Here is a 14,358-nt window from a genome sequence, read left to right as displayed (position 1 = left end):
ACGGTATATGGGCCGCTGGAGATCCTGTCGTCGCCCGGATGAGAAAACAGGTCTGTCACACTTGTCGCGTCATCGGCACCACCGAGGAGGAGAACGTGGCGAAAGGACGCCCGGGACGGGTCGACCCGCACTGGCCGGAGGGCCCCGACGGCGGCCACCCCGTCACCGAACTGACCAGTGACGTGCAGGGTGCGCTCTCCCCGTTCGGCACGGTGACGTTCCCGTTGCCCGTGGAGGACCTCGGCTACACGCACCCGGTGACCGAGATCAACAAGTCCTGACCTGTCCTGATCGGACTGTCAGAGCGGTCTTAAAAAACGCCGAGTCGCGTGAGTACCGCAATGGGCCCGGGGATAGGCTCGTTTCCCGCTTGAGCTGTATTTCGTGGGAGGAAGACGATGCCGGTCCCCGGCCCTGGTTACTCGATCACCGTTCGCCTGGAGGCGCCGCCGTCAGCGAGCGCCGCGGGTGACCTCACGTCGGCCGTCGGCCGCGCGGGCGGGGTGATCACGGCGTTCGACGTCGTGGAGTCGCACAACGACCGCGTCGTCATCGACCTCACGTGCAACGCGCTGTCCGCGAACCACGCCAAGGACATCACCGACACGCTGGAGACGTTGCCCGGCATCGTCGTGCGCAAGGTGTCGGACCGCACGTTCCTCGTGCACCTCGGCGGCAAGATCGAGATCGCGTCCAAGGTGCCGCTGCGCAACCGTGACGACCTGTCTCGTGCGTACACGCCCGGTGTCGCTCGCGTGTGTGAGGCCATCGCCAAGAACCCGGACGACGCCCGCCGCCTGACGATCAAGCGCAACACCGTCGCGGTCGTCACCGACGGCTCCGCCGTGCTGGGCCTGGGCAACCTCGGCCCCGCCGCCGCACTGCCGGTGATGGAGGGCAAGGCGGCGCTGTTCAAGAAGTTCGCCGGTGTCGACGCCTGGCCGGTCTGCCTGGACACCCAGGACACCGAGGAGATCATCCGCGCGGTCGAGCTCATCGCTCCCGTGTACGGCGGCATCAACCTCGAGGACATCTCCGCGCCGCGCTGCTTCGAGATCGAGGCCCGCCTGCGCGAGAAGCTCGACATCCCGGTCTTCCACGACGACCAGCACGGCACGGCCATCGTCGTGGTGGCCGCACTGCGGAATGCGTTGCGGGTCGTCAAGAAGGACATCAAGAACTGCCGCATCACGGTCTGCGGCGTCGGCGCCGCCGGCTCCGCGATCATCCGCCTGCTGCAGGCCCAGGAGCCCGGCGACATCATCGCCGTGGACGTCGACGGCATCGTGCACCGCGACCGCCCCGGCCTGGACTCGAACCTGAAGTCCATCGCCGCCACGACCAACAAGGGCAACGAGTCCGGCCGCCTGCACGACGCGCTGGTCGGCTCGGACGTGTTCATCGGCGTCTCGGCCCCGAACCTCTTCGGCGCGGACCAGGTCGCCACGATGGCCAAGGACGCCATCGTGTTCGCGCTGGCCAACCCGGACCCGGAGATCGACCCGATGGAGGCCCAGCAGCACGCCGCCGTCGTGGCGACCGGCCGCTCGGACTTCCCGAACCAGATCAACAACGTGCTGGCGTTCCCCGGCGTGTTCCGCGGCCTGCTGGACGCGCACGCCCGCACCATCACCGACGCGATGCTGCTGGCCGCCGCGCAGGCCATCGCCGACGTGGTGGACGGCGACAGGCTGAACGCGTCGTTCATCGTCCCGTCGGTCTTCGACAACACCGTTGCTCCGGCCGTGGCAGAAGCCGTTCGCAAAGCAGCGACTTCCTAGGGTCTTAACGCACAGGCTGTACGTCGGGCCCAGGCATACGATCTCGGTATGACCAAGCAGTTCACCCACCTGGACTCACAAGGCGCGGCCCGGATGGTCGACGTCTCCGGCAAGGAGCAGACCACCCGGACCGCCGTGGCCACCGGGATCCTGCACACGACCGCCGAGGTGGTTGCGTTGCTGGGCGCCGACGGCCTGCCCAAGGGCGACGCCCTGGCCACCGCTCGCATCGCGGGCATCATGGCGGCCAAGCGCACCTGGGAGCTCGTGCCGCTGTGCCACCCGATCGCCCTGTCGTCGGTGGTGGTGGACCTGGCCCTGGCCGATGACGCCGTGCTGATCTCGGCCACGGTCCGCACCACCGACCGCACGGGCGTCGAGATGGAGGCCCTCACCGCGGTGTCGGTGGCCGGCCTGACCCTGCACGACATGGTGAAGTCCGTCGACCCGGCCGCGTCGCTGGACGCGGTGCGGGTGGAGCGCAAGGAAGGCGGCAAGTCCGGCCTGTGGGAACGCCCGTGAAGGCAGTGGTGATCACGGCCTCCAACCGTGCCGCCGCTGGTGTCTATGAGGACCGCAGCGGACCGATCATCGTTTCGTGGCTTTCCGACCGCGGGTTCTCGGTTTCCGCGCCGGTCGTCGTGCCGGACGGCGAACCGGTTCGGGAGGCGCTGGCCGCAGCGGTGTCCTCGGGTGCCGATCTCGTGGTGACGACGGGCGGCACCGGCATCAACCCGACCGACCGCACCCCCGAGGCCACGCGCGCCGTCCTGGACTACGAGGTGCCCGGCCTGGCCGACGTCATCCGGATGTCCGGCTGGCCGCGCGTGCCGGGTTCCGTGCTCTCGCGCGGCGTGGCCGGGGTGGCCGGCCGGACGCTGATCGTGAACCTGCCGGGGTCCACCGGCGGCGTGCGCGACGGGCTGGACGTGCTCGGCAACGTCGTAGAGCATGCGCTGGACCAACTGCGTGGAGGTGACCACAAATGAGCGTGGTGCTGCGAGCCGTCGTGACCGAGGAACCCCTGTCGGTCGAGGAGCACGCCGCTCTGGTGGCTTCCGACCGGGCAGGCGCGGTCGTGACGTTCTCCGGCGTCGTGCGCGACCACGACGGCGGCCGATCGGTGCTGGAGCTGGAATACCACTCGCACCCGTCCGCCGGCGACGTCGTGGCCGAGGTGGTCTCGGAGCTGGCCTCGAAGTACTCCGGGGTGCACGGGATCGCGGTGTCGCACCGGGTCGGGCCGCTGAAGATCGGTGACGTCGCACTGGCCTGCGCGGTGGCCGCCGAGCACCGCGGGGAGGCGTTCTCGTTGTGCTCAGACCTGGTGGACGAGGTCAAGGCGCGGCTGCCGGTGTGGAAGCGGCAGGTGTTCTCGGGCGGCGAAGACGAGTGGGTCAACTGCCCCTGAGTGACGGGATCGCGGTGGTCCGGTTACGGGCGGGTGGTTGCGTTCCAGCGGGGTTGGTCGCCTTGCGTGCGAGTGGTCGCGTTCCAGCGTGGTTGCGTGGGCATTGACGAGGCGTGGGAGTCCATCGCCGCTTCGCGACGATTGCGATTGGGGCTTGACCTTGAGCCTCTGGCGGGATGCTGGACGGCCTCCAAAAGCCGGGGATTAAAGCGCCCCGGCCGAACCCGAACAGCGAAGCATCCCGCCCCCTCAAGGTAAAGCCCCAATCGCGGGGCGTGGGGGGTGCACCGCTACCCATCGAGGCACCACTGCGCGGGCTCACCCGGTGCGGCAATACCGACAGAGTTGCCGGCGTGGTGATACCGACAGAGCAGCCATCCGCGCCTTGGCCGTGGGCGTACCTATCGCGGCACCGTTTGCCCGCACGGCGCACTTCGAGCCGCCGCAACCGTCGCTGCCGTCGCGGTTGCCACCGCCGGTGTCCGGAAACGCAGGCAGGGACCTCACCGTCGGGGGGTAACGGTGAGATCCCTGGTTCCTGCATCAGCCCACGTCAAAAGGGGCCAACGTTCGATCGGCCGAAGTTCCTGCTCAGATCAGGATCTTGTGGCCCGGGAAGATCAGGTCCGGGTTCGTGAGGAATTCCTTGTTCTTCTCCACGATGGCCTGGTAACCGCCGGCGACCTTGTTGGCGTCAGCGATCTTCGACAGGGTGTCGCCCGCCTTGATCTCGTAGTTGCCGGACGGGTTCGACTTCGAGCCCGCGACGGCGACCGGTGCCTGCTGCACCGGAGCGGCCTGGCGCTGCTGCGGCTGCGCCTTGCGCTGCTGCGGGGCAGGGGTGGCCTTCTTGGGGGCCTGGCCCGTGTAGTTGCCCAGCTTGGCGCTGCAGGCGGGCCAGGCGTTGCGGCCCTGGCCGGCGAGCACGCGCTCGGCGACAGCGATCTGCTGCTCGCGGGAGGCGTTGGCCGGGTTGCCCTGGCCGCCGTAGGCGTTCCAGGTCTGCTGCGTGAACTGAAGGCCGCCGTAGTAACCGTTGCCGGTGTTGGTGGCCCAGTTGCCACTGGCCTCGCACTGCGCGAGTGCGTCCCAGTCCATTCCAGGGGCCGCGTTGGCGGTGCCAACGGCGAGGCCCAGAGGGGCGCTGGCGAGGATGCCGAACGCCGCGACCTTGGCGATAGTGCGAGCTGCGGAACTCTGCTTGCCCTGCTTGCCTCGGTTGAAAGCCATTTGCCTCTCGGTCCACCGCACCTGCGGTCAGGAACTCGGGTTCGGGGCCCGGTACGTCCCTGCGTCCCAGTCCGGCGGTTTCTCTCGCTCGGGGTGTGTTCCGGAGAACCCTCGGACTGGGCTCGGTGCTGGTCCTCCGGTCGTGCTCGTGACTGGTCGGGGCCAGTCGAGGAGCGACCGTACGTAACCGACGGAGGTCTCACCAAACGTTTCGAGCTGTGACCCGCATCACAGTAACAGTTCGGATCGTTGTGGGGAGCCTACAAACGCGCAGCTCAAAGGCGTCGTTATCGGTCCGTTTCCATTCTGAGATCGACCGAGATCTATTACAGAAAGTGAGGCGTGGCTCACGCGCTTTGGGCCATCGGAGACACGCTCCTCACGGTCGAGCGACGGGCCCGGCGACAGCCGTTGCGGGCGGGACCGGTCCCCTGGAGAGGGCGCCACGCTGAGTCCATGACCGAGCCTGCCGAGCCTGCTGAGCGTCCGAATCGTCCGAAGCGCCCGCGCGTGTTGATCGCCGCCCTGGTGGCCCTGCCCCTGGCGGCGATGTTCTACGCCATGACGGCGAACAGGGTCGACGGCACGGGCAGCGGCCTCCCCACCCTGGCCCTGTTGTTCTCCCTGCTGGCGAGTCGATTCAACTGGCAACGCATCGCGTCGGTGGTCTTGCTGACCCTCCTGACGCTCCAATGGGTGCCGGGCGCCATCGTCTACGCGAGCCATGAGGGGGCGAGTCAGGCCGCGAGCTACGCCCTGATCGGCGCGGCCTTCTTCGTGATGGGCGTCGTGCTGGTGTTCCAGCCCCCGTCGAACCAGTACTACCGCCGGGTCGCGGACTGGCGGCGCGAGCGGAAGCGGCAGCGCGCCTGAACGTCCCCGTCGCCGTCGACTGCTCAAGATCAAGTGACCAAGATCTGAAGGCATGAGAATCGACGCGCTCCGGCAGGCGCTGGCCGCCAAACCGGGACAGCCCGTCTCGTTCGACGAGTTGATCGACGCGATCTGGGGCGTGGACCGGCCGGCGAACCCGAAGCAGGCCTTGCGCAACCTCGTGCAACGGCTGCGCGCCACGGAGCAGATCGTCACCGAACCGTCCGGCTACCGGCTGGTGCCGCGCAAGCAGGGGCCGCGGCAGCTGCCCGCTGACCTGCCGGACTTCGTCGGGCGTGCGCACGAGGTCGCCGCGGCGCTGGACAGCACGGCACCCGTGCTCGCGATCACCGGGCCGCCGGGCGTCGGCAAGACGTCGCTGGCGGTCCACCTCGCGCACCAGCTCAGCCCGAGCTTCGCCGACGGCCAGCTGTACGTGAACCTGCGCGCGTTCTCGCCGGGCGCCCCGGTCACGCCCGAGCAGGCCGTCTCCCGGTTCCTGCGCGCGCTCGGCGTCGACGACGTCCCCGTCACCCTCGACGCGCAGACCGAGCTGTACCACCAGCTCACCGCCGACCTGGCGGTGCTGATCGTGATCGACAACGCCACCCGCGACCTGGCCAGCCCGCTGCTGCCGGCGGGCGAGCGGTGCCGGGTGATCGTCACCAGTCGCACGGATCTGCCCGAGTTCGAGCAGCTCAAGCTCGGCGTGTTCGACCAGCGCGAAGCCCAGGACCTGTTGTCCCACCTGGACATCGGTGGCAGCCACGTCGACCGCGCCGAACTCGCGCGGCTGTGCGGGCGCCTGCCGCTGGCGTTGCGGATCGCCGCGGCGAACATCGCGGAGGGCCACCTGCCCGACTACCTGACCGAACTGCGCGGGGACGACCGCCTCGGCGTGCTGGAGATCGAGGGCGACGCCGCGGTAGGGGCGACCTTCGACCTGTCGTATCGCGCACAGTCCGTTGTGGCGCAACAGTTGTTCCGGTTGCTCGGTCACGTGCCGGGCCCGGACTTCGGGGTCGTGGGCGCCACGGCGTTGCTCGGCTCGGACGCCACCGCGCCCCTCGGTCAGCTCGTCGACGCGAACCTCGTGCAACGCCACGGAGACCGCTACCTCCTGCACGACCTCCTGCGCATCTACGCGATGCGGCTGGGTGAGCCGTCGCTGACCCGGCTGCACGACTACTACCTCGTCAACGCCTTCGCGGCGGGCCGGACGCTGCACCCGGAGTTCCGCCGACTGCCGTTGCCCTCGCACGAACCCGTGCCGGAACATGACCTGTCGGCCACACCCGAGGCGCTCACGTGGCTCGACGCAGAACGGGCGAGCATCGTGGCGGCGATCCTCGCGGCCGCCGGTCGGCCGCTGACGTGGCAGCTCACCGATGCCATGCGGGCCTACTTCTACTTCCACAGCCACCTCGTCGACTGGGTCACCTCGGCCGCGGCCGGCCTGCACGCCGCCCGCGAACTCGGTGACCTGAACGCCGAAGCCACCATGCGCAACGCGCTCGGGCTCGCCCATTGGCGCGGAGGCCAGTTCACCGAGGCGCTGGCGGAGTTCCAGCAGGGCGTGGCGATCGCCCGCGAACTCGACGACGAGCAAACCGTGAGCTCTCTGCTGATCAACCTCGGCATCGTGAACTGGGAGCACGGCAGGCTCACCGAGGCCGCCGCCTCCATCCGCGAGTCCCTGGGCATCAACCCCGGCAACCCGCCGGCGGTGTTCAACCTCAGCGGCATCTACATGGACCTGGGCCCGCTCGACCTGGCCATCTCCTACGCCGAGGAGGTCGGCCGGCTGTCCGACGAGCAGAACATCCCGATGGGCAGGGCGTTCGCCGCCAGCCACCTCGCGGACGGCTACGTGCTGATCGGCGACGTCGAGCGGACCTCAGCCCAGTTCGACGAGCTCGCCCGGCTCGACCTGACGGCGGCAGGCCCGGTGTTCATCACCCGGACCGCCGACACCCGCGCACTGCTGGAACTGGAACGTGGCGACTTCGCGGCCGCGGAGGCCAGCTCTCGCCGCTCGATCGAGCTGGCGATCGACTGCGGTGACCCCAAGTCGGAGGCGGACGGGCACAACAGCCTGGGTTTCGCGCTGTCCGCCCAGGGGCACGCGGACGATGCCTGCCGGCACCACCAGGAGGCTCTCGAGCTTTGCCACAAGGTCGGCTTCCTGCGCGGTGAGGTCGACGCCCTCACCGGCCTGGCCGCCTGCCTGCGCGCGGGAGGTCACCTGTCGGAGGCGTTCGAGCACGCCGCCGAGGCCGTTGCCGCGGCCGAACGCGGTCAGCTGCGGGTGCGCGAGGTGCCTGCGCTGGCCGAGCTCGCCGAGGTGCACCAGGCGATGGGGGCGGTGGAGCAGGCAGAGGAGTGCCGGGCGCGTGCGCTCGAACTGGCTCGCGTCACCGGGCGCCGCTCGTGGGAACGGAGGCTGGCTCAGCCGCCCGCGAACGGAGGCAGCACGTCCAGCTGAGCACCGGCGGGCACGCGCGTCGACGTGTCCCGCACGGCGACGCCGTCCAGCAGGAAGCTGGACGCGGCGAGAACCTTGCCGAGCTGGGCGCCGTGCCGTTCGCCGATGGTGCTGACCACGAGCGCCACGGTGGGTTCGGAGGTGTCGAGCAGCAGGTCCTCGTCGGTGACTCCGGCCGCGGCCCGCGCACCCGCGAAGTAGCGGATCTTCACGGCTGTCCCAGGAGATGTCCCAGGAGATGTCACTGTCATCCTCCGATGGCGCTCATGGGACGGTCGGGCTGCGAGAAGCCCGCGTCGTTGATGCCGTGACCGGCCGCCTTGGCCCACATCGTGGCGCGCCAGGCGTCGGCGATCGCGGCGTCGGGGGAGCCGTCGCGCAGCAGTGCGCGCAGGTCGGTCTCGGTCTGGCTGAACAGGCAGTTGCGGATCTGACCGTCGGAGGTGAGCCGGGTGCGGTCGCAGGCGGCGCAGAACGGCCTGGTCACCGACGCGATCACGCCGACGACCGCGGGGCCGCCGTCGACCAGCCAGCGTTCGGCGGGGGCACCACCGCGCGGGGTTGACTCCGGGGTGAGCGTGTACGCGGTCGAGAGCATCGTGAGGATCTCGTCGGCCGTGACCATGTTCGTGCGCGTCCAGCCGTGCTGCGCATCGAGCGGCATCTGCTCGATGAACCGCAGCTGGTAGCCGTTCTCCACGCAGAACCGCAGCAGCGGGACGGCCTCCTCCTCGTTCAGGCCGCGCATCAGCACGGAGTTGACCTTCACCGGCTCCAGCCCGGCCTCACGGGCGGCGTCCAGGCCGTCCAGCACGTCCGTGATGCGGTCGCGCCTGGTCAGCGTCGCGAACCGGTCGGGGTCGAGGGTGTCGAGCGAGACGTTGATCCGGTTCAGGCCAGCGTCCTTCAACGACTGGGCCCTGCGCTTGAGACCGATGCCGTTCGACGTCATCGACATGCGCGGACGCGGCTCCAGCTCGGCCGTCGCGGCGATGACCTGCTCCAGGCCGCGCCGCAGCAACGGCTCGCCGCCGGTGAAGCGGATGTCCGTCACGCCCAGGTCGACCACCGCGATCCGCATGAGCCGGATCAGCTCGGCGTCGGTGAGCAGCTCGTCCTTCTGCAGCCAGTCGAGGCCCTCGGCCGGCATGCAGTACGTGCAGCGCAGGTTGCAGCGGTCGGTCAGCGAGACCCGGAGGTCCTTCGCGACCCGGCCGAACTTGTCGAGGAGCAGCGGCGTGTCTGGCCGTGCGGACACGTCAGAGGTGCCGCGCACAATGGGTAGTCCCAGATCAACAGCTGTCACCCCTCCCAGGGTAATGAACATCCCCTTGTGGATGACGCTACAAATAGGGTTTCTCACGTTCCGCCCGTTTGGAGCACCCTCACAAGGAATTGTCTTAGCAGCTAAGATGTTCAACATGGAACCTGAAGTGCTGGATAGGTTCACCTGGTACATGAGGGAGCAGAGCGCGCTCACCGTCATGTTCCACACGAAGGTCGCCGCGAAGATGGGCCTGTCCGCGACCGACGAGAAGTGCATCGACCTGGCCATGAGAGCCGAGGGGCCGCTGACGGCCGGCCGCCTCGCCGAGCTCTCCGGCCTCTCCACCGGCGCGGTCACGGGCGTGATCGACCGCCTCGAGCACGCCGGTTTCGTCCGTCGTGTCCGGGATCCGCACGACCGCCGCAAGGTGCTCGTCGAGGTCACCATCGGCGACGTGGAGAAGTTCGGGCACCTCTTCGAGGAGGCGCGGCAGAGCCTCATCGAGGTGCTCGGCCACTTCGGCGAGGATGAACTCCACGTTATCGAGCGTTATCTCCAGCTCCAGATCGCGACGTTCAGGGCGCGCGTGATCGATACTTAGACCCATGTGGCACTACTTGATGGACATGGACGGCGTCCTCGTGCACGAGGAGCACCTCATCCCGGGAGCGGACGAGCTGGTCGCGGAGCTGCGTGCTGCCGAGACCCCATTCCTCGTGCTCACCAACAACTCCATCTACACGCCACGTGACCTGCGCGCGCGTCTGCAGCGCACCGGCCTGGACATCCCGGAGAAGTCGATCTGGACGTCCGCGCTGGCCACGGCCAAGTTCCTCGACTCGCAGCGCCCGAACGGCTCGGCGTTCGTGATCGGCGAGGCCGGCCTCACCACCGCGCTGCACGAGATCGGCTACGTGCTGACCGACCGCGACCCGGACTACGTGGTGCTCGGCGAGACCCGCACCTACAGCTTCACCGCGATCACCAAGGCCATCCGCCTGGTCGAGGAGGGCGCGAAGTTCATCGCGACCAACCCCGACGCGACGGGCCCCTCACGTGAGGGCTCGCTGCCCGCGACCGGTGCCGTGGCGGCGTTGATCGAGCGCGCCACCGGCCGTGAGCCCTATTACGTCGGCAAGCCGAACCCGTTGATGATGAGGTCGGCCCTGCGCGCGCTGGGCTCGCACTCCGAGAACGCGCTGATGATCGGTGACCGGATGGACACCGACGTGCGCTCAGGCCTGGAAGCCGGTCTGTCGACCATCCTCGTGCTCTCCGGCGTCTTCACCGCCGAGAGCGCCGAGATGTTCCCGTACCGGCCGACGCGCGTGCTCAAGTCGATCGCCGAGCTCGTCGGTCACTCTCAGGACCCGTTCGGCGACTGGACTGACCACTGACGCGCGAGCATCCATCGCTTATCGTCGCGGACGTGGACACGGATCGACGCCCGATGTACGTCGTTGGTGACGTGCACGGGCACCTCGCAGAACTGACCAGAGCCCTGCACGTCGCCGAACTGTGCGACGAGGAAGGGCACTGGACGGGCGGCGAGGCCGAGCTGTGGTTCCTCGGCGACTTCGTGGACCGCGGACCGGACGGCGTCGGCGTGATCGATCTGGTCATGCGCCTCGGCGAGGAGGCGGCCGAGGCGGGCGGCTCGGTCAGCTCGTTGATCGGCAACCACGAGGTGCTGCTGCTCGGCATGCACCGGTTCGGCGACGACCAGGTGCCGGACAGCATGGGCCCGCGGTCGTTCGCGCGGAGCTGGCTGCTCAACGGCGGGCTGCGCAGCGACCAGGACCGGTTGACCGACGAGCACGTCGAGTGGCTGACGACGCGGCCGGTGCTGAAGCTGCGCGACGACCACCTGCTGATGCACTCCGACACCGTGGCCTACCTCGAATGGGGGTCCTCGATCGAGGAGGTCAACGAGGCAGTTCGCCAGGTGCTCAAGAGCGACGACCTGGTCGACTGGTGGGAGTGCTGGCGCAAGATGACGACCCGGTACGCGTTCCGGGGTCCGCAGGGTCCCGAGATCGCGGACGAGCTGCTGGCGACGTTGGGCGGCAACACGATCGTGCACGGCCACAGCGTGATCGCCGACCAGCTCGGGGTGACGCCGGAACAGATCGACGGGCCGCTCCTGTACGCCGACGACAAGGTGCTGGCGATCGACGCGGGTCTCTACAGCGGCGGTCCGTGCCTGGTCGTGCCCTTGCCATACGCCGAAGCCTGACTACGGTCGGGTGGATGACCGCCAGCTACTCCTCGGGCACGTCCGCCGCCCCGCTGCTGGGCGACACGATCCACGCGAACTTCGCCGCGACCGTCGCGCGCTTCGGTGACCGCGAGGCACTTGTCGACAAGGCCACAGATCGACGGTGGACCTACGCGGAACTGTCCGCGGAAGTGGACCGCGCCGCCGCCGGGCTCGTGACGCTGGGCGTGCGCAAGGGCGACCGGGTCGGGATCTGGGCGCCGAACTGCGCCGAGTGGGTGTTCGTGCAGTACGCGACGGCCCGGATCGGCGCGATCCTGGTCAACGTCAACCCGGCGTACCGGGTGCACGAGCTGGAGTACGTGCTGAACCAGGCCGGCATCCACACGCTGGTGTCCGCGCGCACGTTCAAGACCTCGGACTACGCGGCCATGATCGAGGAAGTGCGGCCGCGCTGTCCCGAGCTTCAGCACGTGGTGTTCGTCGACGATCCACAGTGGACCGGATCGTTCATCCCCGACGTCGAGCTGGACCGCGACGACCCGATCAACATCCAGTACACGTCCGGCACCACGGGATTCCCCAAGGGCGCAACGCTTTCGCACCACAACATCCTCAACAACGGCTACTTCGTCGGCGAGCTGATCGACTACACCGAGCACGACCGCATCTGCGTCGTCCCGCCGTTCTACCACTGCTTCGGCATGGTCATGGGCAACCTCGCCGCCACCAGCCACGGCGCGTGCGTCGTGATCCCCGCACCGGCCTTCGATCCCGCTAAAACCCTTGCAGCGGTTCAGGAAGAGCGCTGCACGTCGCTGTACGGCGTGCCGACGATGTTCATCGCCATGCTCGACCTGATCGACGGCTACGACCTGTCGTCGTTGCGCACCGGCATCATGGCGGGCTCCCCGTGCCCGGTCGAGGTGATGAAACAGGTCGTCGACCGCATGGGCATGCGCGAGGTGTCGATCTGCTACGGCATGACCGAAACCTCCCCGGTGTCAACACAAACGCGCACCGACGACTCTCTCGACCGTCGAGTTGGGACGGTCGGTCGCGTCGGCCCCCACCTCGAAGTCAAGGTGGTCGACCCGGAAACGGGCCTCACCGTGCCCCGCGGGGTGCCGGGGGAGCTGTGCACCCGCGGCTACTCGGTCATGCTCGGCTACTGGGACGAGCCGGAGAAGACGGCGGAGGCGGTCGACCAGGCGGGCTGGATGCACACCGGCGACCTGGCGGTGATGGACGACGACGACTACGTGAACATCACCGGCCGCATCAAGGACATGGTCATCCGCGGCGGCGAGAACATCTACCCGCGCGAGATCGAGGAGTTCCTCTACACCCACCCGGACGTGCTCGACGCCCAGGTGATCGGCGTGCCCGACGCCAAGTACGGCGAGGAGCTCATGGCCTGGGTCCGCCTGCGCGAGGGCGCCGCACCGCTGACCGCCGAGACCGTCCGGGAGTTCTGCACCGGCAAGCTGGCCCACTACAAGGTGCCGCGCTACGTGCACGTCGTGGAGGAGTTCCCGATGACGGTCACGGGCAAGGTCCGCAAGGTGGAGATGCGGGCGAAGGCCGTGGAGCTGCTGAAGCTGGACGACGACACCCGCCACGCCTAGCGAGTCGTCCTGACGCTCAGGACGGCAGCTTCGGCTCGATCACCGTCATCACGGCCTGGGCGATCTCGCACGCCTTGCCGCCCGCCTCGGTGAGGACCTGGGCGGAGGTCAGGTCGCCGGAGTGGGTCAGCACGACACCGCACGTGCCAGGGCCCGTGCTGTTCTCGGCCAGCACGCCGGAGTGCTCGCCGATGGTGATCGGTGAGGTCTTCAGCCCGTTCGGTTTAGCGAGGTACTGCGCCGGCGTCAGGCGCTCGCGAACGCTGATCATCAGGGCGCCGGCGTCGTCGGAGATCCAGAAGCAGCTGGAGGCGTTGGCGTAGCCGTTGCGGAACCGGTGCTCGGTGAGCTGGGCCGGGTCGAACAGCCGGCACGCGGGTGTGTCCGAGGGCGTGGTCGACGGCGCGACGAAGGGTTCGATCGGTTCGATCGCGGGCCCCGCGAACCCACAACCGGACAGTCCGAGGGCGGCGGCGAGCACGGCGAGGCGCGGAGTGTTCACGGAGCGAAATCGTTCCGGCAATCAACTGTCTCCGCAGGTCACGAACGGGTGAAAGGGCACTTGTGCATCCGGTGTGACGCGCGCAACATCGGTGGATTCCGTCGAAGGAGGCGCCCCATGCTCACCGCCACCAAGACCACCACGATGCTGCCTGTGGAAGACCCGGAGCGGGCCGGGCGCTTCTACACCGACGCGCTCGGGCTCAAGCCCGTCACCACGGCGCCGGACGGCACGCGGATCTTCGCGCTCGGTCAGGGCGACGCGCTGGGACTGACGCCTGCGGAGAAGGGTGCGCAGACCGGGCACACCGTCATCAGCTTCGAGGTGCCGGACCTGGAGTCCGAGATCCGCGAGCTCGAGGACAAGGGCGTGCACTTCGAGGACTACGACCTGCCCGACTTCAAGACGGTCAACCACATCGCGGTCATGGGCAACGAGCGCGCGGCGTGGTTCACCGACACCGAGGGCAACATCCTGTGCCTGCACGAGCTGCTGGGCGACGACGCCTGACAGCCGTGCCACCGAGTGGTCTCCCGCTTCTCGCCCCCGATGAGGGGCGGGAGACCCTCACGGGACGTCGACGATCTCCTTGCCCAGCGGCACCAGTGAGACCTTCACCAGCTTGAAGTTGGCGATGCCGAGCGGGATGCCGATGATCGTGATGCACAGCGCGATGCCGGTGACGATGTGGCCGATGGCGAGCCAGAGGCCGGCGACGATGATCCAGATGACGTTGCCCAGCAACGACCCGGTGCCCGCGCCCGGCTTCTCCACGACCTCGCGGCCGAACGGCCAGAGCGCGTAGTTCGCGATCCGGAACGACGCGATGCCCCACGGGATCGTGATGATCAGGATGCAGCAGATGAGGCCGGCGACCGCGTAGCCGACGGCCATCCAGAACCCGGCGAGCACCAGCCAGATCACGTTGAGGATGAGGCGCATGCCTCCAGCCTAAGCTCACCT

15 protein-coding genes and 1 pseudogene are annotated in these 14,358 nt (G+C 68.6%); 11 read left to right on the top strand and 5 right to left on the bottom strand.

Features of this window, described 5'->3' with window-relative positions; all coding sequences use genetic code 11:
* Positions 1-95: 95 nt before the first annotated feature.
* The 4 genes and pseudogenes from ACWGE0_RS33780 to ACWGE0_RS33765 all read left to right on the top strand — a co-directional run bounded on the left by ACWGE0_RS33780 (position 96) and on the right by ACWGE0_RS33765 (position 3,192).
* Positions 96-281 carry a hypothetical protein gene (locus ACWGE0_RS33780; protein ID WP_109633120.1) on the top strand — a complete coding sequence of 62 codons (186 nt, stop codon included), beginning with the start codon at positions 96-98 and terminating at the stop codon, positions 279-281.
* Positions 282-398: 117 nt separating this feature from the next.
* Entirely contained in the window at positions 399-1,781 is a 1,383-nt protein-coding gene (locus ACWGE0_RS33775; protein ID WP_090065350.1) for an NAD-dependent malic enzyme, read from the top strand.
* 48 nt (positions 1,782-1,829) lie between these two features.
* Complete coding sequence (gene moaC, locus ACWGE0_RS33770) at positions 1,830-2,303, top strand: cyclic pyranopterin monophosphate synthase MoaC (protein ID WP_452264954.1); 474 nt, start codon at positions 1,830-1,832, stop codon at positions 2,301-2,303.
* Positions 2,300-3,192 (top strand): annotated as a pseudogene (locus tag ACWGE0_RS33765) (molybdenum cofactor biosynthesis protein MoaE). Before moaC ends, ACWGE0_RS33765 begins: the two are co-directional and overlap by 4 nt.
* 591 nt (positions 3,193-3,783) lie before the next feature.
* Here the strand turns inward: ACWGE0_RS33765 and ACWGE0_RS33760 are convergent.
* On the bottom strand, positions 3,784-4,422 hold the full coding sequence (locus ACWGE0_RS33760; RefSeq protein ID WP_452264953.1) for a transglycosylase family protein: 639 nt from the start codon (positions 4,420-4,422) through the stop codon (positions 3,784-3,786).
* 456 nt (positions 4,423-4,878) lie between these two features.
* Between ACWGE0_RS33760 and ACWGE0_RS33755 the strand changes: the two genes are divergently transcribed.
* Positions 4,879-5,295 (top strand): hypothetical protein, encoded by a 417-nt coding sequence (locus ACWGE0_RS33755; protein WP_452264952.1) that lies wholly within the window; start codon positions 4,879-4,881, stop codon positions 5,293-5,295.
* 52 nt (positions 5,296-5,347) lie between these two features.
* Positions 5,348-7,780 (top strand): AfsR/SARP family transcriptional regulator, encoded by a 2,433-nt coding sequence (locus tag ACWGE0_RS33750; protein ID WP_452264951.1) that lies wholly within the window; start codon positions 5,348-5,350, stop codon positions 7,778-7,780.
* On the opposite strand, the gene ACWGE0_RS33745 is transcribed toward ACWGE0_RS33750, so the two are convergent.
* Positions 7,744-8,031, bottom strand: a complete 288-nt coding sequence (locus ACWGE0_RS33745; protein WP_452264950.1) for a MoaD/ThiS family protein — start codon at positions 8,029-8,031, stop codon at positions 7,744-7,746. The two genes, ACWGE0_RS33750 and ACWGE0_RS33745, sit on opposite strands and share 37 nt — an antisense overlap.
* Positions 8,028-9,086: a GTP 3',8-cyclase MoaA gene (gene moaA / locus ACWGE0_RS33740; protein ID WP_452264949.1), complete on the bottom strand. Its 1,059-nt coding sequence runs from the start codon at positions 9,084-9,086 to the stop codon at positions 8,028-8,030. Before moaA ends, ACWGE0_RS33745 begins: the two co-directional genes overlap by 4 nt.
* A gap of 115 nt (positions 9,087-9,201) precedes the next feature.
* Here moaA and ACWGE0_RS33735 point away from each other — a divergent pair, with 115 nt between their 5' ends.
* Genes ACWGE0_RS33735 through ACWGE0_RS33720 form a run of 4 tightly spaced genes read left to right on the top strand, consistent with a single transcriptional unit; the run spans position 9,202 to position 12,893 of the window.
* Positions 9,202-9,648, top strand: a complete 447-nt coding sequence (locus ACWGE0_RS33735) for a MarR family winged helix-turn-helix transcriptional regulator (protein WP_452264948.1) — start codon at positions 9,202-9,204, stop codon at positions 9,646-9,648.
* Between the two features lie 4 nt (positions 9,649-9,652).
* Positions 9,653-10,444, top strand: coding sequence for an HAD-IIA family hydrolase (locus ACWGE0_RS33730; RefSeq protein WP_452264947.1), 792 nt, complete (start codon positions 9,653-9,655; stop codon positions 10,442-10,444).
* A gap of 53 nt (positions 10,445-10,497) precedes the next feature.
* Complete coding sequence (locus ACWGE0_RS33725) at positions 10,498-11,283, top strand: metallophosphoesterase (protein ID WP_452264991.1); 786 nt, start codon at positions 10,498-10,500, stop codon at positions 11,281-11,283.
* Positions 11,284-11,297: 14 nt separating this feature from the next.
* Positions 11,298-12,893, top strand: a complete 1,596-nt coding sequence (locus ACWGE0_RS33720; RefSeq protein ID WP_452264946.1) for an AMP-binding protein — start codon at positions 11,298-11,300, stop codon at positions 12,891-12,893.
* A gap of 16 nt (positions 12,894-12,909) precedes the next feature.
* Here the strand turns inward: ACWGE0_RS33720 and ACWGE0_RS33715 are convergent, their stop codons facing one another.
* Positions 12,910-13,395, bottom strand: coding sequence for a DUF3558 family protein (locus ACWGE0_RS33715; RefSeq protein ID WP_452264945.1), 486 nt, complete (start codon positions 13,393-13,395; stop codon positions 12,910-12,912).
* A 117-nt stretch (positions 13,396-13,512) separates the two neighbouring features.
* On the opposite strand from ACWGE0_RS33715, the gene ACWGE0_RS33710 reads away from it, so the two are divergent.
* A complete protein-coding gene (locus tag ACWGE0_RS33710; protein WP_452264944.1) occupies positions 13,513-13,905 on the top strand; it encodes a VOC family protein in 393 nt (130 codons plus the stop codon).
* A gap of 57 nt (positions 13,906-13,962) precedes the next feature.
* Here ACWGE0_RS33710 and ACWGE0_RS33705 read toward each other — a convergent pair whose 3' ends face one another.
* On the bottom strand, positions 13,963-14,337 hold the full coding sequence (locus ACWGE0_RS33705) for a YccF domain-containing protein (protein ID WP_452264943.1): 375 nt from the start codon (positions 14,335-14,337) through the stop codon (positions 13,963-13,965).
* Positions 14,338-14,358: the final 21 nt, after the last annotated feature.

Source organism: Lentzea sp. NPDC054927, assembly GCF_053610285.1.
The sequence above is the reverse complement of the archived record's forward strand: the minus strand, read 5'-3'. Positions and strand labels throughout refer to the sequence as shown.

Excerpts from the sequence above, each read along its gene's own strand:
- ACWGE0_RS33775 (WP_090065350.1), top strand. The coding sequence starts at position 399 with ATGCCGGTCCCCGGCCCTGGTTACTCGATCACCGTTCGCCTGGAGGCG.
- moaC (WP_452264954.1), top strand. The coding sequence starts at position 1,830 with ATGACCAAGCAGTTCACCCACCTGGACTCACAAGGCGCGGCCCGGATG.
- ACWGE0_RS33760 (WP_452264953.1), bottom strand. The coding sequence starts at position 4,422 with ATGGCTTTCAACCGAGGCAAGCAGGGCAAGCAGAGTTCCGCAGCTCGC.
- ACWGE0_RS33755 (WP_452264952.1), top strand. The coding sequence starts at position 4,879 with ATGACCGAGCCTGCCGAGCCTGCTGAGCGTCCGAATCGTCCGAAGCGC.
- ACWGE0_RS33750 (WP_452264951.1), top strand. The coding sequence starts at position 5,348 with ATGAGAATCGACGCGCTCCGGCAGGCGCTGGCCGCCAAACCGGGACAG.
- ACWGE0_RS33745 (WP_452264950.1), bottom strand. The coding sequence starts at position 8,031 with ATGACAGTGACATCTCCTGGGACATCTCCTGGGACAGCCGTGAAGATC.
- ACWGE0_RS33735 (WP_452264948.1), top strand. The coding sequence starts at position 9,202 with ATGGAACCTGAAGTGCTGGATAGGTTCACCTGGTACATGAGGGAGCAG.
- ACWGE0_RS33730 (WP_452264947.1), top strand. The coding sequence starts at position 9,653 with ATGTGGCACTACTTGATGGACATGGACGGCGTCCTCGTGCACGAGGAG.
- ACWGE0_RS33725 (WP_452264991.1), top strand. The coding sequence starts at position 10,498 with ATGTACGTCGTTGGTGACGTGCACGGGCACCTCGCAGAACTGACCAGA.
- ACWGE0_RS33720 (WP_452264946.1), top strand. The coding sequence starts at position 11,298 with ATGACCGCCAGCTACTCCTCGGGCACGTCCGCCGCCCCGCTGCTGGGC.
- ACWGE0_RS33710 (WP_452264944.1), top strand. The coding sequence starts at position 13,513 with ATGCTCACCGCCACCAAGACCACCACGATGCTGCCTGTGGAAGACCCG.
- ACWGE0_RS33705 (WP_452264943.1), bottom strand. The coding sequence starts at position 14,337 with ATGCGCCTCATCCTCAACGTGATCTGGCTGGTGCTCGCCGGGTTCTGG.